We start from the raw sequence: 26,955 nt of genomic DNA, 5'->3' as shown, positions 1-26,955 counted from the left end.
TTTTTCTTTATCTTGTTTATATAAAATTAACTCAGCTTTTTCTTAAAACCTATAAAATACCGGCCATAAGGCAAGCTGATAAGTGCAAAATAAAAAATCAAGCAAATATAATTATAATAAGCCTGAAATTATTTTATATTTTAGCACGGATTTAGTCAAGAATATAAGATTTGCAAACATTTGCTTAAACATCAATAGGCAAATATTTTTATGTCATCAGCCTGAAGCAGTTTTGGAAGTCATAGATCTGAAAGGGCAAAACCAGCAACAGAACCGGCAAAAATCCGGAGAAACTTTTTTCCTGTGATTAACACCGGATATTTCCTCCCTTATTATTAATTAACAAAATATTAATAATTTATAAAATATTAATATTTATAACAGGATCTATCCGATTCAATAATATTTATGACAAGATCTATCTGATTAGTTTTAGTCTTATGAAGCCTCTTTTGCCTTTCTGGATAATTTTTGAATCAATATCATCCAGGGGAATAACCATATTTATATCTGAAACTTTTTCACTGTCGAACTTTACTCCTCCCTGTTCTATCATTCTTCTTGATTCACTGTTTGATGAGCAAAGACCGCTGTCTGTCAGCAATTGTACAATTTTTATACTATCATTGCTTAAATCATTTTTATTTATAATATATGTATCTATTTCATCCGGGAGTGATTTTTCTCTGAATAACTTGTTAAAGTTTTCTTCAGAATTATCAGCCTCTTCCTCATTGTAAAGATTCAGCACTATTGTACGTGCAAGTTTTCTTTTTATAAAAGACGGATTTATAGTATCTTTTTCAAGATCATTTTTTATTTTATCTATCTCCTTTTCAGAGATTCGGGTAAGCAGCCTGAAATAGTCAATCATTATCGAATCAGGAATGGACATGATTTTGCCAAAAATATTTTTTGGATCCTCATTTACGCCTATATAATTTCCCAAGCTTTTACTCATTTTCTGCACGCCGTCTGTTCCTGCAAGTATGGGCATTGTTATTGCTATCTGTGGTTTCTGCCTGTATTCTTTCTGCAGTTCTCTTCCCATCAAAAGATTGAAAAGCTGATCGGTGCCTCCAAGCTCAACATCTGATTTTATGCTTACCGAATCATAAGCCTGCATAAGCGGATAAAGCAGTTCCATAATTGTAATAGGAAGATTGCCTGTAAATCTGTTTTTAAAATCTTCTCTTTCAAGCATTCTTGCAATTGTAAAACGTGAAGTAATATTGAGTATCTCTGAGAATTTTAGATTTTCCAGCCACTGAGAATTTTTTACCACCTGAGTTTTTGCAGAATCAAGTATTTTAAATGCCTGTTGCATATAGGTTTTGGCGTTGCTGTCTATTTTGTCGACCCCGAGACTGGGCCTTAATGCTGATCTGCCTGAAGGATCCCCTATTCTGGCAGTATAATCCCCTATTATAAGTACTGCTCTGTGGCCAAGGTCTTGAAACTGCCTTAATTTATTAAGAACAACAGTGTGTCCAAGATGTATGTCAGGCGCAGTCGGATCAAGGCCTAATTTTACAATAAGAGGATTTTCCGATTTGATTGAGTTTTGTATGAGTTCTTCCAGCTCATCCAGCAAAAGTACATCCTGTGTGCCCTGCAATATTGTTTCTAATTGTTTTTCAACACTTTTTTCCATAAATGCTTTGAAAACTACTAACTGTCCTGTAAATATAATCAAGTAATTATATGCGTAAAAAGTAAAACAATATTAGCATAATTAATATCTAATTGCTATAAAATCAAACACTGTGTAAAACCGCTTTTATCGTGTTCAGGTCTGCCTTATTATATGCCGGGTTACTTTATCAGAGATTTCCCCGATCTCCTTTTAAGCTTGACAAATAGCAAAGGAAATATTATATCGCTTGCGCAGCAAGGTATCCAGACTGCAATAAACAAAAATAAAAAAATAATTATATATAAATACCACCTGATGTTTATTCCGGCCGACATTATGATATGAAAAGCTGAAGCCCATGTGCTTAAAAGCACATGTCCGGCATGAGGAAATCTGGTGGATGGCTTGAAATAAGCAATAAATATCCCTAAAAAAGCCAGGGGGTTTACAATCCACCATTCCTCAATGAAGCCAAGATGTATGCCTGTATTGGGCATATCAAGCAGGATCTCACCAAGGAAAGGTATGACTGAATCACTTATTGAAGCAATACCCACGGAACCGAAATATCCAATTAAAATCAGAGAGACTATCTTTCTTTTTTTATCTTCGTTTATATGCAGCAGATACATTGAAGAAGTTACGAAAGCGCTCAGAAACACATGAAGCGGATGCAGTATGTAAAACACTCTGTACGATATTTTATACGGCAGATTAATGAAAAATATAAGCATTATTATCCCTGTCAGGGCTCCCAGCCCTGTAAATGGTGAATGTCTTTTTAATTCTTTTAATATCAGTTTAAACATTCTCTTCAGTTGATTAGTTAAATAGTTTTTAATATTATATATTAAAAAAAAGTAAAGATTAAAAAAGTTTATAAAACTTTTTTAATGCCTTAATGCTTTAAAAAGGTTTGCCGTGAAAAGAAATAATGAAATAAAAAAACAAAAAAAAGGCTGCGGATTTAAGATATTCGTAACTTTTATCATATTATTTTGTTTTGCAGCAGTTATTTTTGGAGCTGTTGCATTATACTACATTGCGACAGTACCCGATCTTGAAGATCTGAATCCTACTCCTGTAGCAGAAACATCAAAAGTCTATGCAATTGATGGCTCTCTTCTTACAGAGTTCCATGCAACTGAAAACAGAGAGATAATACCGTTTTCAAAAATGTCCGAGAATATAAAAAATGCAGTAATTGCAGTTGAAGACAAAAGATTTTATTCCCATGAGGGAGTCGATTACAGAAGAATAATAGGCGCTCTTATTGCCGACATAAAAGCCGGCGGATATGCTCAGGGTGCAAGTACAATCACTCAGCAATATGTCAAGAATACCTATTTTTCACAGGAAAAAACTGTCAGAAGAAAAATAAATGAAGCCCTGATAGCAATTCAGATTGAAAGGCATTTTACAAAAGACAAGATTCTTGAGATGTATCTAAACACTGTTAATTTTGGCTCAGGTTCTTACGGTATTGAAAAAGCAGCACAGACATATTTCGGTAAAAATGCCGAAAACCTCTCTATCTCAGAATCAGCCCTTCTTGCCGGACTTTTAAAGCTTCCTGAAGTATACAGCCCTTTTAATAATATTGAAAAGGCAAGAAACAGAAGGAATATTGTTTTAGGGCTTATGAAGGAACAGGGATATATAACTTCCAGCGAATATAAAGAGGCAGTAAACGAAGCGGTTACAGTGAATGTCAGCGGACTTATGAACTCAAACACCGAAAACAGATTTGCTCCGTATTTCATTGATTTTGTAAAACAGCAGCTATATGAGAAAAAATTCTCAGACTATGATGTGTTTAAAGGTGGTCTGAGAATATATACCACACTAGATAAAGAGTTGCAGGTTGCTGCTGAAAATTCGTTCACTAAAGTTTTCCCAAACCCGATAGATCCTTCTTATTCCCTTGTCTCAGTAGATCCCTGCAATGGATATATATATGCCATGGTTGGAGGAAAGGACTATAATGCAAGCAAGTTCAACATAGCTACTCAGGGAAAGAGGCAGCCCGGTTCAGTCTTTAAAGTCCCTGTTTTGATTGAAGCGATAAGACAGAATATAAATCCCCAGAAAACCTACAATCCCAACGGACCCATAACTATTGACATCCCTGGTTCCAAGCCATGGGTTATCGATAATTATGGCGGCCAGAAATTCGGTGAAAGCATGAATATAATAGATGCAACAATCAATTCTGTAAATGTCGTTTACGCGCAGCTCACAATGGAGGTAGGTTCAGATAATGTTGAGAAACTATTAAACAATATGGATATATATGACATTGGCAGCAATCCGGCAATAGGTCTGGGTGGTCTTGAACAGGGCATAACTCCTCTTGATGTAAGCAAGATATTCTCCACTCTTTCATCAGGAGGACTATATCACGAACCTGTATGTATAACAAAAATAACAGACTCGAAGGGTGAAGTACTTTTTGAATATCTGCCTGAAAAAAATCCCTCATTTAAAAGGATAATTGATGAACCTGAAGCTTTTCTTGCAACACAGATACTTCAGAGAGTCATAACTGAAGGAACGGGTAGGAATGCAAATATAGGAAGGCCTGCTGCAGGCAAGACCGGAACTACAAGCGATTTAAGAGATGCATGGTTTGCAGGATATTCTCCGGAACTGGTGACTGTTGTATGGATGGGTTATCAGGACAGCAACAGACCCATGGAGCCTATAAATGACAGAAATATAACCGGAGGCTCGTACCCGGCAGAAATATGGCGTGAATTTATGAGTGAGGCATTAAAAGACAGGCCTGTATCGCAGTTCAAAATCCCCGGCGAGGGCCTGAATGAGATACAGGTATGCAGGGATTCGGGGAAATTGCCTACTTTCTGGTGTCCCTCTGAAAACCTGGAATTCAGATTATTTGTAAAAGGAGAGATACCTACAAAATATTGTGATGTGCATAATAAAATAACTGTTCCTGATGTGACAGGTATGAATTCGGAACAGTGCAGGCAGCTGCTTAACAGCTTGTTTTTTTCTGTAAGTGAAATAATAGAGGTAAATAATGATTATGAAGAAGATACAGTATTTAAAACAGATCCTCTTCCGGGTACAGTAATTGAAACCAGTGACAATATTAATCCTTTAATTACGATTTTTATCAGCAAAGGGACAGAAAAAATAATAATGCCTGATCTTACGGGACAGACAAGAAATTCTGCTGAAAATATTCTTAAGGAAGCAGGTCTTTCATTATCAAATATAATAACTGATTACAGCTCTTTCCAGCCAGCAGATCTTATATATGACCAGGATCCTGCTCCCGGCACGGAAGTTGCACCCGGAACCGGTGTTACAGTATATATAAGCAAAGGCATCAATCCGTCGCAGACAGCAGTTCCGGACATTATAGGTCTGAGCAGACAGGACGCAGTAAAAAAACTTAATAATGCAGGTTTTTTAAATATAAGCATACTTGAAGAAGAGAATAAATCACCTATAGGTTTTGTTTTCAAGCAATCTCCTGCTCCCCAGACAATATATAATAAAGAACAGGTAGTAATTATTACAATAAGCAAAGGAATAAAAGTTCCAAACGTGATAGGCATGCAGAAATCAGAAGCGTCGACTCTGCTTTCGTCTCTGGGTTTTACAGTAGAAACCACAGGAGGAGCAGATTCCTCTTCAAAAATCATATCCCAGACTCCTTTAGGAGAAACATTTGCAGAATTTGGAAGCAAAATCACCATTAAGGCGGAAGATATTCAGGAAACCACAACCACGGGAACACAGGCTTCAACTACTACAACAAGCTCATCCACCACATCATCAACAGTTTCATCAGGCGGATAATGCTTCCGGATAAAAATCTTAAAAGAAAAAGAATAAAAAAAACAGAAGGAAGGTAGTAAAAATTGCTTTAAATTACCTGTTTTGAAACATGGCCTTTTGTAAAGTCTTTAAAATATTCCGATTCAAGCAATCTTAGAGTTAATTTTTCTGTCTCTTTTTTTGCTTTCATAACCCTGGCTATATTAAAATAATCATCTGCAATCCTTCTGTTAATTCTGACTGCTTCCAAAAATGAATTCAGGGCAAAAATACTCTCGCCTTTTTTTAATAATCGTGCGTCTATCAAAAATCCGTTAATTAGTCCCTGAATCAGAATAGCTGTTTCACTTACAAGATTGTGTTTTTTCGAATTATATATAATTGTATTTTCTGAAAAATCACTTCTGATCATAAAAGAATAATTTTTTTTATCCCTCAGAAATAAATTACCAGAATTATCTCCCGAAAAATTATATTTTACCCTTGCGCTCATTAAAGGAAAATAGCCATAAGAATAAAGAGTTGCAAGAGGCAGGACAAGCTCATTATTTTTTTTCAGGATTTTTCCATAAAAATCCACTACGGCATTACTGACTTCCTCAACGGTCAGCTCAGGAGAGAATACAACTTCTTTCAGGCATATATTATCAGGTTTTTCTCTTAACAATTCATACAGGTTAAAAGAATTGGCAATGTTAAAATTGTGGGCAAGAATAATATTAAAAATTTTTTCTGTTTTTCCGCAGTAATCATAGAAAAATTTCAGAAAAGCATAATTTGATACATAAAAATTATAAAAATTGTTACCGATCAGATAGTTTACAGCTTCCGATACATCATTTAGATCATCATCATGGATTATCGCCGGAGTCAGAAAATAAAATACAATATTTTTTTTTGCAGCGTATGAGCTTAGTTTGATAAATTCATTTATGGATTTCTTACTGTTTTCAGCATAGCTTTTTTTATCTGCATTAAAGAGATCATATATCAGATTTATTCTTATCCCTTTCCCGTTTTCGGCTGATTCTCCGGCAGAATCGATTCCTTGTATGATTTCCTTAATATTGCTTGGACTGCAGCTTATCAGGGAAACTGAATTTCTTATTTTAATAGATGAAATCCTTCGATATATCTCATTTTTTTTATCAATATCATTATAGATAATATCATTTTTAATATTTTTGTCTTTTTTCCCATCAATCGGAAAATTGCTGTTTTTCAGACCCTTTGTGTTCCTGTTTAATTCATGTCCCGGCTTGTTTTTCCTGTCTGATATTTCTGCAGCTTCTTCTTCAAGACCTTTGTCAAAATATTTGAAAACTCTGTCACCCACTGCAAAAAAAATCTTTCTGTTGGTTTCAATCCTGTATTTTATTTTTTTTGTATTTTTATTATTGTTATCTTCCGTTAAAAAGTTTTTTACTTTTATTCTTTCATTACCCTTTTTAGTCCATATTTCAAGGATATCATCCTTCTTTAAATTCATTTCAGAATCAACCAGCATTATTTTCTTTTCTTTTCCTGTTTCAATTCCGGAAATTCTTCCGAACAAATTCCCTGTACTTCCGGACTTCCGGAATGAAATTATTTCTTTGGGAAATTTTTCAGAAAAATATCCATTGTTTAATTTTCGGGAAAAAACCTGTTTGAGTTTAAAGATATCCTGCCTGTCTACCGGATAATTTGAGCCTTTATAAAAAATATCAATATATTTTCTATATATGCTCGTGACTATGGCGACATATTCAGGAGTTTTCATCCTTCCTTCTATTTTTATTGCTTTTACTCCGGCATTAATGATCTCCGGCAGTCTGTCGATTAAGGAAAGATCGCATTTGCTTAAAAAATATCCTTCCTGATCAGATTTCCATTTATTTCCATTGCCTATCAGCTTATATTTCATACGGCATGGCTGAGGACATGTTCCCCTGTTTCCACTTCTTTGTCCGACTGATGTGCTGAAATAGCACTGTCCGGAATATGAATAGCATTGCGAACCATGGCAGAAAATCTCAATATCCGCAATATCTTTTTCGGCTATTTTTTTTATTTCTTCAAGAGTCATTTCTCTTGAAAGTATTATTCTTTTTATGCCGAGATTTTTTAAAAATTCTGCAGAAAAACTGTTATGAATATTCACCTGGGTGCTGGCATGAACCGGCACAGAGCAATCAAGGTCATTTAAGATCTTTAAAAGAGCAAAATCCTGTATGATAAAAGCATCTATTCTGACCCTTTTTAAGATACCGGAGATAAAATCAGCAAGCCCGTGTAATTCATTTTCTTTTATAATGGTATTTAACGCCAGATATAGCTTTACATTGTTTAAATGGCAGTACTCGGAAGCTCTTTCAAGATTTTTTAAATCAAAATTATCCGCATATGCTCTTGCGCTATATTTTTCAAATCCGACATAAACGCCGTCTGCACCGGCCAGGACGGCAGACTTCAACTGCTCATAACCGCCAGCCGGAACGACCAGTTCAATCTTGTTCATTTCTTTTATAACGGTAAAAACCGGAACCGCTGATAATATTTACACCTTCTTTTTCAAGCAAATCGCAAAATATATTCATACCTATGGAATCGCAGGCCATATGACCGCAGATTATTGCAGATAGTCTGCTTTTCATTATGCTGCTGATATTGTCTGAATTGTAATGCATCCCGATTATAGTATCGATTCCTGTTTTTTTCAGTAATTTAAAAATTTCATCAGGCGGATCCACCCCTCCTGTCATATCTACAAAATATTTGCCGATTGCTTTTGACCCGAGGTTTCCGACTAAAAAAGGTTCGTCCCCTTTTTCTGATGCCATTTTGCATTCAGGTATTTTACTGACTTCGCTTAAAGCTTCGTCAATTGTCATATCATTTTTATCTTTAAAGAATTTCTCGAAAAATACCTGAATAATATTATCTATGGGAGTATGGATACACATAAGAGGAATTTTAAAAAAATCTGCGGCATTTTCAGGACCATTATAATTCCCCTTTAAACCCAGCTCTTCTTCCCTGTAAATTTTTTCATATAATCTTTGCGCATCAGTTTCTCTGATTCCTGCCTTCTGCCAGTTTTCTCTCTGGAGCCGGATTACTTCAGTAATATTGTATAATCCCTTGCCTGTAGGATGATGCGATAAAATACCATCTATTTTAACGCCATTATTTATGAGTTGAACAACCAATAGAATTATTGAAATATCTATATCTATTGAAACAAAAAGATTTTTTATTGTTTTTTCATTTTCACCGGTTATTATTACCGAGTCAGGATACGGATTTTTTTCCAATCCATAAAAAATTTTATTGTCAACATCAGATCTCAGATCATTTTTAAGACCTGATTTTATACCTTTCTCATAAATATCAATCCATTTCATTTTTTATTTCCCTTAACAGCCCGGCTAAAGATATGTTTCTGTTTTTCAGATCCTCGACTCTGCCTTTAATGTTTTTCAATCTTTCGTCAGCTTTTTTTAATTTTTTGCCGACATTAAGGCTATTGGTGCCGCACGGAGTAAGCTTCGAGTCAACACATTTTTTCATGCTTATTTTCTGCTGAAAATCATTATCAAGCAGCCTGCTGAACTTTTCAAGCTCATCCTTTGAAAGGTCTCTGAAATTCTTTTTACTTTTTATGCAGTAATTAACAAGCTTTCCCGTAATATGATGGGCTTCCCGAAAGTTTTTACCTTTTTTTACCAGATAATCTGCAATATCCGTTGCCTCAAGAAAGCCTTCCTCCAGATTCTCTCTGATTGCCTCCCTGTTTAAAGAAATATTTTTTAAAAGTGAGGCAAATATCTCTACTGATTTTAATGTTTCGTCTGAAGCCTGGAACAATATTTTTTTATCTTCCTGAAGATCTCTGTTATACGTTGATGGCAACCCTTTCTGCAAAACCAGTATCTGCACAAGATTACCTGTTACGATTGCGCTTTTACCTCTTATAAGCTCAAGTATGTCAGGATTTTTTTTCTGTGGCATTATGCTGCTTCCTGTGCAGAAGCCGTCGCTTATTTCAATAAAGGAAAATTCTGAAGAGTTATATATTATAAAATCTTCACATATCCTGCTTAAATGAAGCATTATACAAGTTAAAGCATATATAGTATCCTGAATATAATCCCTGCCTGATACTTCATCCATGCTATTATCGGTTACTGATTTGAATCTTAGTATTTTCATAAGATAATCTGTATCAATTTCATACCCGCTCCCTGAACAGGCGCCTGAACCCAATGGCATTATATCTGTATTTTCAAAACAATCCTCCAGTTTTTTGAAATCCCTAAAAAATTTCTCAAAATAGGAAAGGATGTAATGCGAAAAAAGAACCGGCTGTGCTTTCTGCATATGGGTATAAGCCGGAAAAATAATATCCTTGTTCTTTTCGGCAATTTCAAGAAGATTATTTTCCATGATTATCAGGGATTTCATCAGTTTTATAAGATAATTCTTTAAAAAAAGTTTTTCATCAAGGACTACCTGGTCATTTCTGCTTCTTCCTGTATGAATTTTCCCTGCAATCTCCCCTACAATTTTTTTAAGTTCATTCTCTACGGCACTATGGACATCTTCATATTCTGATATGACAGATTCATCTTTAAAAACGTTTATGATTTTTTCAAATCCTTTCAGGATAAAGTCAAAATCTTCTTCTTTAATTATACCTATTTTCTTTAAAGCCGCAGAATAGGCGATATTTCCAAGAATATCAGAATCCAGAAGTTCCTTATCCTCATTTACCGATTTCATAAACAAATCTGCATTATGGTCAAGTTTGCCGTCTGTCCTGCCAGACCATAATTTATCCATTTTTTCTTCCCTTTTTTGCAAGTATTTCGTATGGATATCCCCACATTTTTATAAAACTTTCAGAATGACCGGGATTGAAAGAATCACTTTTATCATAAGTTGCAAGCGCAAAATCATAGATGGAATTTTCTGATTTTCTCCCGACTACAGCAAAATTCTTATATCCAAGCTTCACCCTTACCGTACCGGTAACGTATTTCTGACTTTCAAGAATAAATTTTTCCAGACACTCTCTTAAAGGAGTGAACCAGAGTCCATAATAAATCATTTCTGAAAATTTCTCTTCTATGAGATATTTGTAATGTGTGAGCTCTCTGTCATTGACAAGACTTTCAAGAGCCCTGTGAGATTCTATCAGGACTTCTGCAGCAGGTGCTTCATAAATTTCTCTTGATTTTATTCCTATCAATCTGTTTTCAACCATATCTATTCTTCCAATGCCATATTTACCGGCAATCAGGTTCAGTTCAAGAACCAGTTCTGCTCCTGACATTGTTTTACCGTTCAATGCGACCGGTTCTCCATTCTCAAAATCAATCTCTATATATTCGCTGTCTCCCTGCTTCACCTTTATTTCAGTCCACTTATAAATATCTTCAGGAGGTTCATTATAGGGATCTTCAAGAATTCCGCATTCGATACTTCTTCCCCACAGATTTTCATCAATACTGTATATCTTTTTTTTGGATACATTTATTTTAATATCATGTTTCTGAGCATATGCAATTTCTTCTTCTCTTGAAAGCTTCCACAGCCTCATGGGAGCGATTATCTCAATATCAGGATCAAGACTTCTGATGCCTACATCAAATCTTACCTGGTCATTTCCTTTCGCTGTACAGCCATGAGCTATTTTGCCGGCATTTTCCTTATTTGCAAATTCCACAAGTTTCTTTGCAATAAGAGGCCTTGCGATTGCAGTCGCAAGCGAATACTGTTTTTCGTATCTTGAATTAGCTTTCAGAGCCAGAAAAACATAATCTTTGATAAATTCTTCCCTGACGTCGATTGTATATGCTTTCTTTGCTCCTGTATCAATCGCTCTCTTATAGGCATCCTCAAGATCTTCCGGCTGTCCGAGATCTATCAATACTGCAATAATATCTACATTATAATTTTCCTGAAGCCATTTTATTGCCACCGTAGTATCAAGTCCGCCTGAATATGCCAATATTAATTTTTCTGCCATATAAACTCCTTTGAAAACATTATTATGCAATTAATTAAAAATTTTTTATCATATTTATAAGCTTTTCTGAACTTTTCAGATTTTCAAGTATGCAGATAATAGTATCATCTCCGGCAACAGTTCCAAGCACTTCTGAAAAATTCATCTGGTCAAGCACTGCCGCAACTCCCTGTGCTTCACCGGGATATGTTTTGATAACAATAATATTGCCTGCATTTCTGACTGATATAATACTCTCTCTTGATTTTGAAATAAATTTATCCAGGCTGATTGTCTTTCTTTCCTCGACTACATTGTTGTCAAGGACAAAAAATTCCTCGCCCTCCATATTCCTTTTTTTAATTATCCTGATACCTTTCAGATCTCTTGATACCGTGGACTGGGCAACATTGTAGCCCAAAAGCTTAAGCTCTCTTATAAGCATTTCCTGAGATGAAATCTTTTTGGTATTAATGATATTTACTATATCTTTTATTCTTTTTTTGTTTACCATATTCTTAAACTGCTGTTATGAAAAATAAAAATGATTGCTTGTCATGCTATCTGTCAAACAAAAACCTAAGAAGACCTTTCTGCGCATGCAGTCTGTTTTCAGCCTGCTCCCACACAATGGAATGATCACTGTCAAGGATTTCTGATGTTATTTCCATTTCCCTGTGTGCGGGAAGACAGTGCATGACTACTGCATCTTTTTTTGCATGTTTTAAAAGGGCGCTATTCACCTGATAAGGCATCATCCTTTCTATTTTGTCTTTCTGTTCTTCCTGGCCCATACTTATCCATACATCCGTGTAAACAACATCAGCCTCACATGCAGCTCCGGAAGGGTCGTTTTCCATATGAATATTATTTTTGCTTTTTGCTGATTCTTCTTTAAGGTAATCCATGAGAGAATCGTCGGTTTTTAATGATTCCGGGCAGCAGATTGTTATGTCAATACCAAGTTTTGTAAATCCTATTAACAGGCTGTTTGATACATTATTGGGATCACCGAAATATACGAATTTTAAATTCTTTTTAAATAAAAGATCTTTTTCTGCCAGAGTCTGCATATCCGCAAGAATCTGGCAGGGATGATACATGTCTGTCAGCGCATTTATTACCGGAATGGAACAGTTTTCCGCCATGGTGACAATAGTCTCCTGCTTAAAAGTCCTTATAATAATGCCGTCCAGGTATGCGTCAAATATTTTTGCGGTATCGGCATAGGTTTCCCCCCTGCCAAGCTGCAGATTTTTGGAATCAAGCACAAGACAGTGGCCTCCAAGCTGCTTTATTCCCACTTCAAAAGAAACTCTTGTCCGGGTTGATGGTTTGTCAAATAATAATGCCAGGTTCCTGCCATTCAAAGTTTTGGCGTAGCTGTCCGGGTCTGATTTTATTTTTTCTGCCATGTCAAGAATTTTGATTATTTCTTCTTTTGAATAATCCTTTAATGTAAGTAGATCTTTTTTTCCCTTTTTTTCTTTCATTTCTCATCTTCTTCTTTTATATATTTGTCAAGAAATCTTATTAAAAAATCAATATCCTTTTTATTTATAACAAGCGAAGGAAGAAATCTTATTGTGTTCTCTGATACTTTATTTAGAATCAGCCCGTTTTTAAGAGCGTCTTTTATTAAAGCTGCCGCAACGGGCTTTTTAAATTCAATTGCAAGCATCAGTCCCATGCCTCTGACATCCTGTATAATCTGATATTTTGACTGAAGCATTCTTAGTTTTTCAATCAGATATTTTCCAAGCATTTCTGCCTTTCCTGCAAGATCGTTTTCCAGCAGATATCTGATTACCGCAATTCCGGCAGAACATGAGGCGGCATTTCCGCCAAAAGTGGAGCCGTGGGTACCGGGAGTAAAAGCAGAGCATATTCTGTCCGTGGAGATTACGGCACCTATCGGCATGCCTCCGCCCAGACTTTTGGCAACAACTATTATATCGGGAACTATATCATATTGCTGATAGGCAAAAACAGAACCGGTCCTTGAAAATCCTGTCTGGATTTCATCGATTATCAGTAAAATTTCATTTTCTTCACATATTTTCTTCAACTCACTGATAAATTCTTTTTTACATACATTTATGCCGCCTTCTCCCTGTATAAGTTCTATTATTACAGCACAGGTATTACCGTCTATCTGCTTTTTTACAGACCCGGTATCATTTATATCGGAATATTTGAAACCGCTTAACAGGGGTTCAAACACATTTTGTTTTTTTGCCTGAGCTGTTGCTGCAAGCGCACCCAGAGTCCTTCCATGGAAAGAATTATTAAAAGTAATTATTTCATATCTTCTTTTGCCGTATTTATCGGTAGAATATTTTCTTGCAAGTTTTATAGCGCCTTCCACCGCTTCAGCTCCGCTGTTTGAGAAAAATACTTTCTCTCCAAAACCTGATAATTTGCAAAGCTCTTCAGCAAGTTCGACCTGGGGTATATTATAAAAAATATTGGAAGGCTGGATTATCTTACCGATCTGCTCCTTTAATGCTTTAATTACTGCCGGATTTGAATGCCCGACATTCAGGCATCCGTATCCTGAGGTAAAATCCGTATATTTCTTTCCTTCAATATCCCATAAGTACTGCATTTTTGCTTTACTGAAAACGACATCCATCCTCGAATAAGTGTGCATCAGGAAATCGGCACCCTTTTTTGATATATCTTTACTTGAATAAATATTATTACTATTTTCTCTCATAATTATTTGCCTTTCATTCTTATTAATCTTTCACAATCATTGTGCCGATGCCCTTGTCGGTAAATATTTCAATCAGTATCGAATGAGGATGATTTCCGTTAAGTATGTGCGTTCTTTCGACTCCGCTGTTCAAAGCATCAATGCATGCCCTAACCTTTGGTATCATTCCGCTGCTTATTACATTTTCCTTTATCAGCTTGTTTGCACCATTAATGGATAATCTGGATATTAATTCCTTTGAACCTTTCTCGCTTATCTTTATGCCGTCGACATCAGTAAGCAGTATCATTTTTTTTGCCTTTAGTTTTGAACTGGTTTCGCATGCGCATGTATCAGCATTAATATTGTAAATATTTCCATACTTGTCAGAGCCAAGAGTGGCAATGACAGGAATATAATCACTGTCAAGCAATTCGTTTAAAAAATCCGAGTCAATATTTATAATTTCACCGACATATCCAAGCTCAACATCCCTGCCATCTTTCCTGAACTGCTTTTTTCTGCATTCTATGAAATTTGCATCATTTCCCGAAATACCTACCGCAATTTTTCCATGCTTGTTTAGAAAGGATACAATTTTGGAATTAATTTCTCCAAGAAGAACCATCTTTACAACTTCTATTGCTTTCTCATCTGTAACTCTCAGGCCTTCACAGAATTTTACTTCTATGTTTTTTTCCTCCATGAGCCTGGTTATTTGTTTCCCCCCGCCATGAAGCAGTATGACTTTGATCCCTACATATTTCATAAGAACAATGTCATTAAGAACATTGCTTAATCCGGCATCATCTTCCATTATTGCCCCGCCAAGCTTGACTATGACTATTTTATTAAAATATTCTTTAATATATGGCAGGGCTTCAAGCAGTATTTCTGCCTTATCCTGATATACTTTATTGTTGATATTTTCATTACTGCAATATTTTTCGATTATCATAAATTCCTCTCAAATGGTTAAATCGGTTAATCCAAAAAAAATAAAAATCAATTACAGGTCCCCTGCATATCCAGCCCTTCTTCTTCGCTTAAGTTGAACATCAGATTCATATTCTGCACAGCCTGTCCTGAAGCTCCTTTTAATATATTATCTATAACGCTAAATATTTTTATGGTCGAAGTTCTGTAGTCAGCCATAAAGCCTATATGTGCCGAATTGGTTCCCGAAACATCGCTTATCCTTGGAATGTCGCCTTCAATAAATTTTATAAAAACTTCATTTTTATACAAATTGTTATAAGAAGTTTTTATCCTGTCAGTTATTCCTGTAATTTCTGTGATATTTGTACCGCCGATGTAAATCGTTGTAAATATGCCCCTGTTAACAGGCAGAAGATGCGGGATAAAGCTTATCTTATCTACGGATCCTGATATTTTTCTTAGCTCCTGCTCCATTTCGGGAATGTGCCTGTGCTTTAAGGGAGAATAAGCAAAAAAATTCTCTGAAATATTTAAAAAAAGATATTCTTCCTTTAATTTTCTACCGGCTCCGCTTACACCGGATTTGGAATCAATAATTACTGAGCCAAACTTCAAATCCTTCAAAGCCATAACGGGAGCGAGAGCGAGAATCGCAGAAGTAGGATAGCAACCCGGATTTGCAACATAATCAGCATTTTTTATTGCTTTCTTGTTTAACTCCGGCAAGCCATAGACAAACCTTGGCAGCATTTCTTTCAGAATATGCTTATTCCCATACCATTCTTCATAATCCTCCGGGTTGTTCAGCCGGAAATCGGAGCCGAGATCTATAATCTTGCCTTTGTAATCATTTTCTATCAGGTATTTTACATATTCCATCGATTTTCCGGGAGGAAGACATAAAAAAACCAGGTCGGATTCCTTTATATCCGATGAGGAAAAAAAGTCCTTAAAAAATATATTATTATTATTTTTAAGATTTAATGTGTTTTTGAATACACTGCTTATTTTTTTACCATCAAAAGTCCTTGATAATGCCGCAATAACCCTGGAATATTTGTGCTTATCTATTATCTTTAAAAGTTCAATCCCTGTTATGCCTGAAGCTCCGGCAATCGATATTTTTATTTCTTTCATTTTTCAACCTGCTTATAAATAATAAATTAAATGCATATTATACATATATATAACATATTATGCAATTTAAATTAAAAAATTAATTTTTTTTGATATATGCTTTAAAATAGTAATTGTTTTACTGATAATATTATAGGAGATAATGGTTCGGATGATTCTACTGATACTTGCCATAATATTTTTTATACTTGCAGTGGTTGCAGGAATATTAGGACTGAGAGGAGTTGCTTCTGCAAGCTGCCTGGTCTCAAGAATATTGTTTTTCCTTCTTGCTGCAGGTTTTATCATAACAATAGTACTGTTCATATTTAATCTGTTCTTTAAATTCATGTAATCAGATTTTATTTTCAATATGTTATTTAATGAGGAAAAATTAACCACACTCAGGGAAAAAATGGTAAAAACCCAGATTGTTGCAAGGGGCATTAAAGATAAAAAAGTTATTAAAGCATTAAAGAAAGTTCCCAGGCATTTTTTTATTAACTCGGAAAATTATGAGTCTGCTTATGCCGATCATCCTTTATCGATAGGATTTTCACAGACAATATCCCAGCCATATATAGTTGCTCTTATGACTGAACTTCTGGAAATAAAAAGCGAAGACAGAATCCTTGAGATAGGAACAGGCTCAGGTTACCAGACAGCAATACTTGCTGAAATCGCCGGTGAAGTATTTACAGTTGAATTCATAGATGCGCTTTCAAAGAAATCAGAATCACTTCTTAAAAAAATGGGATATACCAATATAAGTTTTAAAACAGGAGACGGATATCAGGGGTGGCCGGAGTTTTCACCATACAATAAAATAATAGTTACCGCTGCACCTGAAAATATCCCTGAAAAATTAAAGGAGCAGCTTGCAGAAAACGGAAGGATGGTTATACCTGTGGGATTTGTCTTTAACCAGTGTCTTGTCAGGCTGACAAGATTGAAAGAAAATTTTTTAGATGAAGAGATATGCGGAGTTTCGTTTGTGCCGATGGTAAAAAAATAGTTTTTTATTCAAGCAGGATATGTCAGTAAACAAGGAAATTAAAATTGCACTTTGCCAGATGATGGTGACTGATGACAAAAGCATCAACCTGGAAAACGCAGAGAAAATATTGCACAAAGCTTCGGTGATGGGCTGTGACATAGCTGTTCTTCCTGAAATGTTTAATTGTCCTTATGACAGTGGTTTTTTTCATAAATTTGCCGAAGAATATCCTGGCCAGACAACAGAGATGCTTTCCCGTACTGCAGAAAAAGAAGGAATATATATAATAGGAGGCTCTGTTCCTGAAAAAACCAATACAGGCTTTTTCAACTCCAGTTTTTCCTTTGACAGAAAAGGCTGCCTTCTGGGAACACACAGAAAGATACATCTCTTTGATATAAATATAGCAGGAAAAATGAAATTTACTGAAAGCCTGACTTTTTCCCCCGGTAAAGATATAACAGTCTTTGATACGGAATTCTGTAAAGCAGGCGTGGCAATATGCTATGACATGCGTTTTCCTGAATTGATAAGAAGCATGGCGCTTCTGGGAGCGGAAATAATATTTGTTCCGGCTGCTTTTAATATGGTTACCGGACCGGCACACTGGCATCTGACAAACAGGGTAAGAGCTCTTGACAATCAGATTTATTTTGCAGGTATCTCTCCTGCAAGAAACACATCCTCCTCATATAAGGCTTACGGACATTCAATGATAACGGATCCTTGGGGACGTATAATTGCTGAGGCAGACGAAAAAGAGTCGATTGTTTTTGCAGAAATCTCAACACGCAATATTAAGAAAATAAGAGAAGAGCTGCCTTTGTTAAAACACAGAAGACCTGATATATACATAAAGTAAGGATAAAAAATTATAGCAGGCAAAATAATAACAGGCATTTGTTTCTAAAAATTCTCTTCACAGACAGACAGGGCAGCCTGGTTATTCTTTTACTGATCTCTTAATCTTGCTTTAAATTTTTTTGAAAGCTGTCCGGATATTTTTTTTATAAGAGATTCAATATCTTTTTCGTTCAGAGTTTTGTCTGCAGCATTAAATTCCAGTGCAAAAGCAAGGCTTTTTTTATTGTCTTCAAGCTGTTTTCCCCTATAAAGATCAAACAATCTTATATTCTGCAGGTTTCTTCCGGCACAGGCAATGATCTCTTTTTCCACATCCTGGTATTTTATTTCCTCATCCACAATAAATGCAAGATCGATATTGACTGACGGAAATGGAGAGATATGTCTAAAAACTTTCTCACTGCTTATATTTTCTATAAATGCATCAAGATCTATCTCAGCTATGTAAATATCCTGCCTGATATCAAGATCACTGACAATCTTCGGGTGAAGTTTTCCGATTACTCCAATTTTTTTATTTTTCAGTATTATATCCCCGCCGATTACAGGATGAAGGAAGCCATATTCGCGCTCACTTACACACAAACCCTGTTCATTTAAAAATATATCCGCCAGTGATTCAACAATTCCTTTAATATCAAAGTAGTCAAAATATTTCTCCTGCATATCCCATCTTTTAAGGGAGGATTTTCCGGAAAGCAGGATACCCAGAGTATTTTTTTCAGAGCTCCTGTTTTGTTTATCATCTGCGACTGATTTGAATATCTTTGATATTTCAAATATTGCTATATCATTTATTTTCTTAAAAATATTATCTTTTGCATTTCTGACAAGCGACTGTATTAAAGAGGTTCTCAGTATTTCAAAATCCTCATTTAGAGGATTGATTATTTTTACATAGTTTTTGTAATCATCTTCCCTGTCAAGGCAAAAGAGCATGAAATCCTTTCTGCTGATAAAGGAATAATTGATTACTTCATTAAGCCCCATTCCTGAAAGAGTATTTCTGATATTTCTTAATGATTTTTGCTCATCAGTGTATTTTCCCTGCTTTGAAACAGTCCCCGGCGTACAGACAGGTATATTATCGAAACCATATATTCTGGCAACTTCCTCAATCAGGTCTATCTCTCTTTCGATGTCTTCATATCTGAAAGACGGGATGTCCGTCTTTACCAATTGTTTATCTATCCTGTTTTTAAAGCCCAGAAGATTAAGTATTTCAGAGATCTTTTCTGTTTTGATGTCTGTTCCAAGAAATTTATTTAACCTGGCTGTTCTTAGCTCAATACTTCTTTTTCTATTTAAATCTGCATAATTATCATAAAAAGTATTATCAGTTTTTATATTGCATATACTGCTGAGCAGCTCCTCAAACTTCCCAATTGCATTTATTGTATTCTCAGGATCAAGCTTTTTTTCAAATCTGTTTGATGCTTCACTTCTTAAACCTATCCTCTTTGAAGTCTTCATTATGGAAACACCATTGAAATTGGCAGATTCAAGAAGCATTTCTCTGGTATCGCTGCCTATTTCAGTGTCTTTCCCGCCCATAATTCCTGCAAGAGCAACAGGTCCGTTTTCATCGGCAATAACAATATCATCTTCATAAAGATTTCTTTCCAGGCCATCGATCAGCAGGAGCTTCTCTTCTTTTTCCGCTTTTCTTATTATAATTTTTCCTGAACTTAATTTATTCAAATCAAAAGCATGTACAGGCTGGCCGTATTCCAGCATTACATAATTTGTAAGATCTACAAGCATGCTTACCGATCTTATATCACAATGCATCAGTCTGTTTTTCATCCATAAAGGCGTACAGGCATAATCATCGATTTTAAATATTTTGGCAGAATATCTCGGACATAGATTATAATCCTCAATTTCAATGACAAATTCTCTGTCTTTTCTTGCAGAATACACTGAATCATAATCAGGCTCTTTAAGCCTCAACCCTGTCAGAGCCGATATCTCTCTTGCAATTCCAAACACGCTCAGGCAGTCCGGCCTGTTGGGAGTTATTTCCAATTCAAAAACCCAGTCATCAAGGCCTGCCTGGCTTGCAAAATCCTTTCCGACAGTAAAACTGTCGTCCAGTATCATTATGCCATCAGATTCATCAGAAATTCCAAGCTCTTTTTCAGAGCACATCATTCCTTCTGAAAATATGCCTCTTATCTTACTTTTTTTAATTACAAAATCCTGTATCCTGGCACCTTCAAGAGCAACAACCACCATATCATTATCTTTAAAATTTTTTGCTCCGCAAACTATGCTTAGCAGACTCTGACCTATATCCACATTACATAATGAAAGCTTGTCAGCATTGGGATGTTTCTCAAAACTCAGAATCCTGCCTGTTACAAGGTTTTTAAAATTTTCACCGATATAAACGACTTTTTTTACTTCAGTACCGGACATGGTCAGCTTTTTGGCAATTTCTGACGGGGCAATATTGCCAAGATCTTCAATAAATTCTTTCAGCCAGTTATAAGTTATTTTCAATTTATCAAGACTCCTGTTGATTTAAAACTGATTTAAAAATCTCAGATCATTATCAAAAAACATTCTTAAATCATTTATTCCATATTTCAGCATCGCAATTCTTTCAATTCCCACACCAAATGCAAAGCCATTAACTTCTTCTGCATCATAACCGACAAACTTGTAAAGACTGGGATCGACCATCCCTGCACCCAGTATTTCCAGCCACCCGCTATAGCTGCATATTCTGCATCCTGAGCCTTTACACATATTGCATGAAACATCTACCTCTGCGCTTGGTTCAGTAAAAGGAAAATAGTGCGGGCGAAAACGAATTTTTCTGTCCCGGCCAAAAATCGCATGGATAAAAGCCTCAAGCGTCCATTTGAAATTACCAAAATTTATTCCTTTATCCACTGCAAGACCCTCTATCTGGGTAAACATGGGAGTATGTGTCACATCATAATCTTTCCGGTAGGTTTTGCCGGGCGCTATAACATAAACCGGGGGTTTATGTTTTTCCATATACCTTATCTGCACCGGCGATGTGTGCGTCCTCAGAAGAATATTATCGTCTATAAAAAAAGTATCATGAAGAGACCTTGCCGGATGGTCAGGAGGATGATTGAGCGCCTCAAAATTATAATAATCCGTTTCAATTTCGGGTCCTTCCGCAATTTCATAGCCAAGACCTATAAAAAACATTTCAATCTCTTCTATTGTCCGGGATATTATATTTTTTGAACCTTTCTTTGCTTTTCTGCCGGGAAGAGTGATATCTGTTTTTTCATTCCTCAGTTTCCTGTCAAATTCAAGCATGGATATTTCTTCCCTGACAAAAGATATCTTTTCGCTTATTTTTTTACGGGTTTCATTGATAATCTTTCCCGCAACAGGTCTGAATTCCCCCGACAGGGTTCTCATATTTTTAAGATGCTCTGATACAAGGCTTTTTTTCCCAAGAAACCTGTTCTCTATATTATCAAGCTCCGATAAAGTCTGTGCTTTTTCAACCATAGATTCAAAATCTTTATACTCTTTATCAAGAACGCTTTTTAATGCATTGATGTTTTCTTCCATAATAAACTTATCAGTAATAATCCAATAAGGATTTTTAATTTAATGTATAATTTATTTTATAAATAATCATATTCTTCGCTTTTCCCAGATAAATTTAAGCTTTAATCTGGGCTTTGGCAGTTTCCACAAGTTTTTTAAACGCTGCTTCATCATTAACTGCAATATCTGAAAGCATTTTTCTGTTAATGTCCACATTTGCTTTCTTTAGACCATTTATAAAGGCATTATAAGAAAGACCATTTGACCTTGCAGCTATATTAATTCTTGCAATCCACAATCTCCTGAAATCTCTTTTTTTGTTTTTTCTGCCAATGTAATTAAAACTTAATGATTTCATTAGTTGTTCTTTTGCAATCCTGTATGCGCTTCCTCTCAGGCCATAATATCCTTTTGTCTGCTCAAGAACTTTTTTATGCTTTTGTTTTTTTATAATTCCTCTTTTTATTCTCGCCATTTATGACACCTTCTTTAAAAGTATTTGCTTTAAATTTAATAATAATGTTTGACTATATTCCAAGTAATTTTTTTATTCTTTTCTTATCGCCCTTATAAAGATTTTCAGGCTGGCTCAGTCTTCTTTTTCTTTCTGCGCTTTTTTTTGTAAGTATATGGCTCTTATATGCTTTTACCCTCATTACTTTGCCGCTGCCGGTTACCCTGAACCTTTTGGCTGCAGCCTTGTTTGTTTTTATCTTTGGCATTACTGTTCCTCCATTCAATAATTATCCGAATTTATCAGAAATATTTAAAAACTAAAAAATATTAAAATCTTTTCTAAGAAATTTTTATAAAGGATTCAGAACCATGGTAATATTGAACCCTTCAAGCTTGGGAGCCTGCTCAAGCACGAATTTTCCATCCAGATCTTCAATTATTTTTGATGCAAGATTCTCTCCGATTTCTTTGTGAATGATTTCTCTTCCTCTGAAGTTTATGGTTATTTTTACCTTATGTCCTTCTTTAAGAAACTTCTCAATGTGCTTTTCTTTGATGCTGAAATCATTTTTATCTATTTTAGGCCTTATCTTAATCTCCTTTACAGTTATCTGAGACTGCTTTTTCTTTCTTTCTTTCTCGCTTATTTCCATCTTATATCTGTATTTTCCATAATCCATAATCCTGCATACCGGTGGATCCGCATCCGGAGCAACTTCAACAAGATCAAGATCCGCTGCATTTGCCATTGTTAAAGCTTTTTCAACAGGAACGACGCCTATCTGTTCTCCTTCTTCAGAAATAAGTCTTACTTTTGGTACCCTGATCTGATCATTTATACGTATTTTCTTAATTATCTAACCTTCCCTCCACTATTTTTTTAAAAAAAAATAGACAGCAAAAATCATCTACTGTCTATTTTAAAACTTATAACCAATAAGCTGACAAAAGCCGCCGTATGGTGAGAAATAGATGATTTCTACTTTAATTTAAAATATTTAATATTATATTTTATTTAAAAACGGATTATACAAATATTTTTGGCATTTGTCTATTAAAAAGTCAGAATACCTCTATAAAGGTATTCTGACTTGAAAAAATAAACAATATTCCGAAATGAAATATCTTCTTAACCTGCCACTCTTTGGCCTGATTCTGTATAACGGTCGTATTCTTCTTCCCATGCTTTGTCTGCACAGCATTTCCAGGCAGCAGCGTAATCATCAAGCGGTTTTGCAAGAGTAGTCAGTATTGTTTCTGCCCCTTCATGTGTGGGATGCGCCCCGCCTTCTGCAACAATATCCCTCAGCATCTGAGGATTATCTATGATAGTGCACGGCCTTAACAGGTTGTCTGAATAAGGCTGTCTTTTTCTGAATGCCATAAAGAAAGGTGATGTGATTATCTCTTCAAGGCTCTTTTCCTTTATATTATCAGCTGCAAAGTGAACAAACACGCACGGTTCCACATCTCCGTTTACATTAATATGCAGGTAATTCTTGCCGCCTGCCATACATCCGTTAACAAGATTGCCGTCATTCCAGAAATCTGCAACTACCATGTGTTTTTTTCTTCTTATTTCAAGAATTCTCTTTCTTCTGTAATCTCTCTGTTCAGGCGTAGGCATAAGACTCATATCGGGTTCTTTTCCAATAGGGATATAGTTGAAATACCAGCCCACAAACACGCCTTTTTCCACAAGAAGATCAATAAATTCATCGCTTACGATAAGCTCGCTATTTTTACTCGTGGCAGTAATTGAAAATCCGTATATAACGCCGTGCTTTCTTAAAACATCATAAGCATTCATTATTCTGTCCCATGCTCCTTCACCTCTCCTTGCGTCAGTTGCATCCTTGAATCCTTCAAGGCTTATGCATGGAACTGCATTGCCGAGCTCAGCCAGTTTTTTGGCTACTTCCTCATCAATATGCTGCCCGTTTGTATATATCTGGAAGAAAGAATCATTATGTCTTTCAAGAAAATCATAAAGATGATCCCACATAAAAGGTTCCCCGCCTGTTATTACAAAGAAGTATATACCCATGGCATTTGCTTCATCAATTATTCTGTTGCATACATCATAGGGAAGGTCGTTTTTCTTTGAATACTGCCATGCATAGCATCCGAAACATTTAAGATCACATATCATTGTCGGACTTATAACAACATGGTTTGGCGGATTAATACCATGTTTTTTGGCAAAAGCAGCTCTTCTGGGCTGCCCCTGTATCATGGCATTATTTACAAGGTTCATTATTATTTTTTCCCTTGCCTGCGGAGATACATTCACGACTTTCTTTTTTAAATTTACAAGAAGATTTTCCATAAAATCTCTTTCTTCCTGTTTTTTCAGCTTATACATTCTTCCCCTAACAATGCTTAGCCATTTTTCATCTGAAATCTTGGGAAGCACCTTGAGAGCTCCCTTTATGGCAGCAGTTGTTGATTTAAGTCTGATTTTTTCTTTTAATGTCATTTTTCACCTCAAAAGTTAAAAGATAAATAAAAATATAAGTCCCTTAAGTAAATAATAAATGGATTATACCATTTTTTTAAAAAATTACTTACAGATTCACGTCTTTTAGACGCAAGTTTCAGAAAGAAGTTTTTCTTTCAGCAATATTTTCTGAAATCATACATATAAGTTCTTCAAGCCTGATATCTCTTATATCGCCCCCCGATTTTTTTCTCAGCGAAACAGTACCTGCTTCTTTTTCTTTTTCTCCAATTATTATCATAGCAGGTATTTTGCTAAGTTCTGCGTTTCTTATTTTTTTATCAAGAGACTCTATCCTGCTATCGATTTCTACTCTCAACCCCTCCTCTCTTAAGCTATTAAATATATCTCCTGCATATTCCGAAACTTTATCTGATATGGGCAGGATCATTACCTGCACAGGTGCAAGCCATAATGGCAGATTTCCCGAATAATTCTCAATAAGTATTCCTATAAAGCGTTCAAGGCTGCCCAGAACCACTCTGTGAAGCATTATAGGTCTGTGTTTCTGGTTATCTTCGCCCATATAATAAAGATCAAAAAGTTCAGGCATGGCAAAATCCAGCTGTATTGTTGCGCACTGCCATGTTCTGTCAAGAGCATCTTTTATGTGAAAGTCAATTTTTGGACCATAAAAAGCACCGTCACCCGGATTTATTTTATAATCCAGCCCATTTTTTTTCATGGCTTTTTCAAGCTGAAGTTCTGCCTCATCCCACATTTCATCAGTACCTATTCTGTCATCAGGACGGGTTGAAAGTTCAAGATGATAATCCTTAAAGCCGAATACTTCATAAATATCATTTATCATTTTTATCACATTTGTTATTTCTGAGCCAAGATATTCGCCGGTAGTGAATATATGGGCATCATCCTGCGTAAAATTCCTTACACGGAAAAGACCGTGAAGGACTCCTGATTTTTCGTGCCTATGGACAAGTCCGAGTTCAGCATATCTCAGGGGAAATTCTTTATAGGAGTGCTGATGTGTTTTATATACAAGAATTGCACCAGGGCAATTCATGGGTTTTACGGCATAATCAGAATCCTCTATATTTATAAAATACATATTGTCTTTATAATGATCCCAGTGTCCGGAAGTTTTCCACAATTCATTATTAAGAATTATGGGTGTCCGTATTTCCCTGTAGCCACTTTTAATATGTACTTCTCTCCAGTAGTCTGTCACCGTGTTTATCAATATTGCACCCTTTGGATGCCAGAACGGAAAGCCCGGAGCCTCGTCATGAAAACTAAAAAGGTCAAGATCCCTGCCTATTTTTCTATGGTCGCTTAACTTTGCTCTTTCAAGTCTGTCCAGATATTTTTTCAGATCCTCCTTGGAAAAAAATGCTGCTCCGTATATCCTCACAAGCATTTTATTTTCTTCACTGCCTCTCCAGTAAGCGCCTGCAACGCTCAGTAATTTAAACGCAGTAACTTTACTGGTATTTGTAATATGAGGTCCCGAACAAAGATCTACGAAATCTCCGGTTCTGTATATGCTTATATTCTCATCTTCAAGTTCATTTATTATCTCTGTTTTGTAAGAATTATCGCTGAACATCTCCAGAGCCTGTTTTTTTGATATGATTTCCTTTTGGAACACAGTATTTGAAGAAATGATTTTTTTCATTTCATTTTCAATATTTTTAAGATCATTTAATGAGATGTTTTCATCAATATCAAAATCATAATAAAACCCGTCTTTTATGGAAGGACCTATGGCGAATTTTGCTTCAGGGTATATTTTTGAAATAGCACTTGCCATTATGTGAGAAGTGCTATGATTTAATGTTTCAATTGATTTTTCATCATCCTGAAACAGTACTGAAACCTTAAGACTTTTTTCCGGCACAAAATTAAGATCCGCAAAACACGGTTTCGCACTGTCATCTGCATTGATTTTTACAATTACAGCTTTCTTTGCTGAGGGTTTGTCCAGGCAGGCTAAAAGTTCATATATGGTTTCGGTTCCGCTGCTCTGAGCCGTGCCTATGTTCTCGAAATAAATATCAAACATTTTTCCTCTTTGCTTTTTTACAATACTATTATATTAACATTGAAAAAGTTATTAAGTAATATTAATACATGAAAATTTAAAATCAATATTTTAGGACATAAAAATCATATAAGAGAAAATCAGAATGAAATTTAAAGATATAATATGGATAATATGGAGCGGAAGACGGGACTCGAACCCGCGACCCTCACCTTGGCAAGGTGATGCTCTACCAACTGAGCCACTTCCGCATGAATTTCTAAGAGAGCTATAAAAACAGAATAATATATTATCTGCTAATTTTTTAATTGTCAACATAGCCTATACAGGCATTTTTATTGTTCTTTTATTGTTTCAAAAAGCTCTTTTGTCGCCTGCTTATCATAAACGACTGCACTTGCG

General features: G+C 35.5%; 22 protein-coding genes and 1 tRNA gene. 4 read left to right on the top strand and 19 right to left on the bottom strand.

Going from position 1 to position 26,955, the window contains the following annotated elements; all coding sequences use genetic code 11:
• Positions 1–418 precede the first annotated feature (418 nt).
• Positions 419–1,654, bottom strand: a complete 1,236-nt coding sequence (locus GXZ93_04070) for a tyrosine--tRNA ligase (protein HHT78954.1) — start codon at positions 1,652–1,654, stop codon at positions 419–421.
• Between the two features lie 161 nt (positions 1,655–1,815).
• A complete protein-coding gene (locus tag GXZ93_04065; protein ID HHT78953.1) occupies positions 1,816–2,445 on the bottom strand; it encodes a hypothetical protein in 630 nt (209 codons plus the stop codon).
• 112 nt (positions 2,446–2,557) lie between these two features.
• Here GXZ93_04065 and GXZ93_04060 point away from each other — a divergent pair, with 112 nt between their 5' ends.
• A complete protein-coding gene (locus GXZ93_04060; GenBank protein HHT78952.1) occupies positions 2,558–5,467 on the top strand; it encodes a PBP1A family penicillin-binding protein in 2,910 nt (969 codons plus the stop codon).
• A 67-nt stretch (positions 5,468–5,534) separates the two neighbouring features.
• On the opposite strand, the gene GXZ93_04055 is transcribed toward GXZ93_04060, so the two are convergent.
• Genes GXZ93_04055 through GXZ93_04015 form a run of 9 tightly spaced genes read right to left on the bottom strand, consistent with a single transcriptional unit; the run spans position 5,535 to position 16,212 of the window.
• The gene (locus GXZ93_04055; protein HHT78951.1) at positions 5,535–7,946 is read right to left on the bottom strand and encodes a U32 family peptidase; all 2,412 of its coding nucleotides are present in this window, start codon (positions 7,944–7,946) and stop codon (positions 5,535–5,537) included.
• Positions 7,933–8,832, bottom strand: a complete 900-nt coding sequence (locus GXZ93_04050) for a hypothetical protein (GenBank protein HHT78950.1) — start codon at positions 8,830–8,832, stop codon at positions 7,933–7,935. The genes GXZ93_04055 and GXZ93_04050 overlap by 14 nt, the downstream gene beginning before the upstream one ends.
• Positions 8,819–10,270: an argininosuccinate lyase gene (argH, locus tag GXZ93_04045; protein ID HHT78949.1), complete on the bottom strand. Its 1,452-nt coding sequence runs from the start codon at positions 10,268–10,270 to the stop codon at positions 8,819–8,821. The genes GXZ93_04050 and argH overlap by 14 nt, the downstream gene beginning before the upstream one ends.
• Positions 10,263–11,459 carry an argininosuccinate synthase gene (locus tag GXZ93_04040; protein HHT78948.1) on the bottom strand — a complete coding sequence of 399 codons (1,197 nt, stop codon included), beginning with the start codon at positions 11,457–11,459 and terminating at the stop codon, positions 10,263–10,265. The genes argH and GXZ93_04040 overlap by 8 nt, the downstream gene beginning before the upstream one ends.
• A 34-nt stretch (positions 11,460–11,493) precedes the next feature.
• The gene (locus tag GXZ93_04035; protein ID HHT78947.1) at positions 11,494–11,952 is read right to left on the bottom strand and encodes an arginine repressor; all 459 of its coding nucleotides are present in this window, start codon (positions 11,950–11,952) and stop codon (positions 11,494–11,496) included.
• A gap of 46 nt (positions 11,953–11,998) precedes the next feature.
• Entirely contained in the window at positions 11,999–12,931 is a 933-nt protein-coding gene (argF, locus tag GXZ93_04030; GenBank protein HHT78946.1) for an ornithine carbamoyltransferase, read from the bottom strand.
• Positions 12,928–14,157, bottom strand: coding sequence for an aspartate aminotransferase family protein (locus GXZ93_04025; protein HHT78945.1), 1,230 nt, complete (start codon positions 14,155–14,157; stop codon positions 12,928–12,930). Before GXZ93_04025 ends, argF begins: the two co-directional genes overlap by 4 nt.
• A gap of 22 nt (positions 14,158–14,179) precedes the next feature.
• Positions 14,180–15,094, bottom strand: coding sequence for an acetylglutamate kinase (argB, locus tag GXZ93_04020; protein HHT78944.1), 915 nt, complete (start codon positions 15,092–15,094; stop codon positions 14,180–14,182).
• 47 nt (positions 15,095–15,141) lie between these two features.
• The gene (locus GXZ93_04015) at positions 15,142–16,212 is read right to left on the bottom strand and encodes an N-acetyl-gamma-glutamyl-phosphate reductase (GenBank protein HHT78943.1); all 1,071 of its coding nucleotides are present in this window, start codon (positions 16,210–16,212) and stop codon (positions 15,142–15,144) included.
• A gap of 151 nt (positions 16,213–16,363) precedes the next feature.
• Here GXZ93_04015 and GXZ93_04010 point away from each other — a divergent pair, with 151 nt between their 5' ends.
• The 3 genes from GXZ93_04010 to GXZ93_04000 are packed head-to-tail and all read left to right on the top strand — an operon-like array spanning position 16,364 to position 18,050.
• A complete protein-coding gene (locus tag GXZ93_04010) occupies positions 16,364–16,546 on the top strand; it encodes a DUF1328 domain-containing protein (protein HHT78942.1) in 183 nt (60 codons plus the stop codon).
• 18 nt (positions 16,547–16,564) lie between these two features.
• Entirely contained in the window at positions 16,565–17,206 is a 642-nt protein-coding gene (locus GXZ93_04005) for a protein-L-isoaspartate(D-aspartate) O-methyltransferase (GenBank protein ID HHT78941.1), read from the top strand.
• Positions 17,207–17,225: 19 nt separating this feature from the next.
• On the top strand, positions 17,226–18,050 hold the full coding sequence (locus GXZ93_04000; protein HHT78940.1) for a carbon-nitrogen hydrolase family protein: 825 nt from the start codon (positions 17,226–17,228) through the stop codon (positions 18,048–18,050).
• 89 nt (positions 18,051–18,139) lie between these two features.
• On the opposite strand, the gene GXZ93_03995 is transcribed toward GXZ93_04000, so the two are convergent.
• The 8 genes from GXZ93_03995 to GXZ93_03960 form a co-directional block, all read right to left on the bottom strand.
• On the bottom strand, positions 18,140–20,557 hold the full coding sequence (locus GXZ93_03995; protein HHT78939.1) for a phenylalanine--tRNA ligase subunit beta: 2,418 nt from the start codon (positions 20,555–20,557) through the stop codon (positions 18,140–18,142).
• 21 nt (positions 20,558–20,578) lie between these two features.
• A complete protein-coding gene (gene pheS, locus GXZ93_03990) occupies positions 20,579–21,616 on the bottom strand; it encodes a phenylalanine--tRNA ligase subunit alpha (protein ID HHT78938.1) in 1,038 nt (345 codons plus the stop codon).
• Positions 21,617–21,710: 94 nt separating this feature from the next.
• Positions 21,711–22,070 (bottom strand): 50S ribosomal protein L20, encoded by a 360-nt coding sequence (gene rplT, locus GXZ93_03985; GenBank protein HHT78937.1) that lies wholly within the window; start codon positions 22,068–22,070, stop codon positions 21,711–21,713.
• A 52-nt stretch (positions 22,071–22,122) separates the two neighbouring features.
• A complete protein-coding gene (gene rpmI / locus GXZ93_03980) occupies positions 22,123–22,317 on the bottom strand; it encodes a 50S ribosomal protein L35 (GenBank protein ID HHT78936.1) in 195 nt (64 codons plus the stop codon).
• Positions 22,318–22,401: 84 nt separating this feature from the next.
• Positions 22,402–22,896: a translation initiation factor IF-3 gene (locus GXZ93_03975; protein ID HHT78935.1), complete on the bottom strand. Its 495-nt coding sequence runs from the start codon at positions 22,894–22,896 to the stop codon at positions 22,402–22,404.
• A gap of 284 nt (positions 22,897–23,180) precedes the next feature.
• A complete protein-coding gene (locus tag GXZ93_03970; protein ID HHT78934.1) occupies positions 23,181–24,530 on the bottom strand; it encodes a radical SAM protein in 1,350 nt (449 codons plus the stop codon).
• Positions 24,531–24,648: 118 nt separating this feature from the next.
• Positions 24,649–26,574 (bottom strand): threonine--tRNA ligase, encoded by a 1,926-nt coding sequence (gene thrS / locus GXZ93_03965; GenBank protein ID HHT78933.1) that lies wholly within the window; start codon positions 26,572–26,574, stop codon positions 24,649–24,651.
• Between the two features lie 154 nt (positions 26,575–26,728).
• A tRNA-Gly gene (locus GXZ93_03960) sits at positions 26,729–26,804 on the bottom strand.
• Positions 26,805–26,955 lie beyond the last annotated feature (151 nt).

The organism is Actinomycetota bacterium, from assembly GCA_012837825.1.
In the GTDB taxonomy this organism is placed as follows: Bacteria; Actinomycetota; Humimicrobiia; order Humimicrobiales; family Humimicrobiaceae; genus Humimicrobium.
The sequence above is the reverse complement of the archived record's forward strand: the minus strand, read 5'-3'. Positions and strand labels throughout refer to the sequence as shown.

Coding starts and splice junctions, on each gene's coding strand:
- GXZ93_03970 (HHT78934.1), bottom strand. CDS start 24,530: ATGACATTAAAAGAAAAAATCAGACTTAAATCAACAACTGCTGCCATA.
- GXZ93_04010 (HHT78942.1), top strand. CDS start 16,364: ATGATTCTACTGATACTTGCCATAATATTTTTTATACTTGCAGTGGTT.
- GXZ93_04025 (HHT78945.1), bottom strand. CDS start 14,157: ATGAGAGAAAATAGTAATAATATTTATTCAAGTAAAGATATATCAAAA.
- GXZ93_04015 (HHT78943.1), bottom strand. CDS start 16,212: ATGAAAGAAATAAAAATATCGATTGCCGGAGCTTCAGGCATAACAGGG.
- GXZ93_04070 (HHT78954.1), bottom strand. CDS start 1,654: ATGGAAAAAAGTGTTGAAAAACAATTAGAAACAATATTGCAGGGCACA.
- GXZ93_04055 (HHT78951.1), bottom strand. CDS start 7,946: ATGAACAAGATTGAACTGGTCGTTCCGGCTGGCGGTTATGAGCAGTTG.
- argH (HHT78949.1), bottom strand. CDS start 10,270: ATGGATAAATTATGGTCTGGCAGGACAGACGGCAAACTTGACCATAAT.
- GXZ93_04065 (HHT78953.1), bottom strand. CDS start 2,445: ATGTTTAAACTGATATTAAAAGAATTAAAAAGACATTCACCATTTACA.
- GXZ93_04040 (HHT78948.1), bottom strand. CDS start 11,459: ATGGCAGAAAAATTAATATTGGCATATTCAGGCGGACTTGATACTACG.
- argB (HHT78944.1), bottom strand. CDS start 15,094: ATGATAATCGAAAAATATTGCAGTAATGAAAATATCAACAATAAAGTA.
- pheS (HHT78938.1), bottom strand. CDS start 21,616: ATGGAAGAAAACATCAATGCATTAAAAAGCGTTCTTGATAAAGAGTAT.
- GXZ93_04035 (HHT78947.1), bottom strand. CDS start 11,952: ATGGTAAACAAAAAAAGAATAAAAGATATAGTAAATATCATTAATACC.
- GXZ93_04050 (HHT78950.1), bottom strand. CDS start 8,832: ATGAAATGGATTGATATTTATGAGAAAGGTATAAAATCAGGTCTTAAA.
- rpmI (HHT78936.1), bottom strand. CDS start 22,317: ATGCCAAAGATAAAAACAAACAAGGCTGCAGCCAAAAGGTTCAGGGTA.
- thrS (HHT78933.1), bottom strand. CDS start 26,574: ATGTTTGATATTTATTTCGAGAACATAGGCACGGCTCAGAGCAGCGGA.
- GXZ93_04005 (HHT78941.1), top strand. CDS start 16,565: ATGTTATTTAATGAGGAAAAATTAACCACACTCAGGGAAAAAATGGTA.
- GXZ93_04000 (HHT78940.1), top strand. CDS start 17,226: ATGTCAGTAAACAAGGAAATTAAAATTGCACTTTGCCAGATGATGGTG.
- rplT (HHT78937.1), bottom strand. CDS start 22,070: ATGGCGAGAATAAAAAGAGGAATTATAAAAAAACAAAAGCATAAAAAA.
- argF (HHT78946.1), bottom strand. CDS start 12,931: ATGAAAGAAAAAAAGGGAAAAAAAGATCTACTTACATTAAAGGATTAT.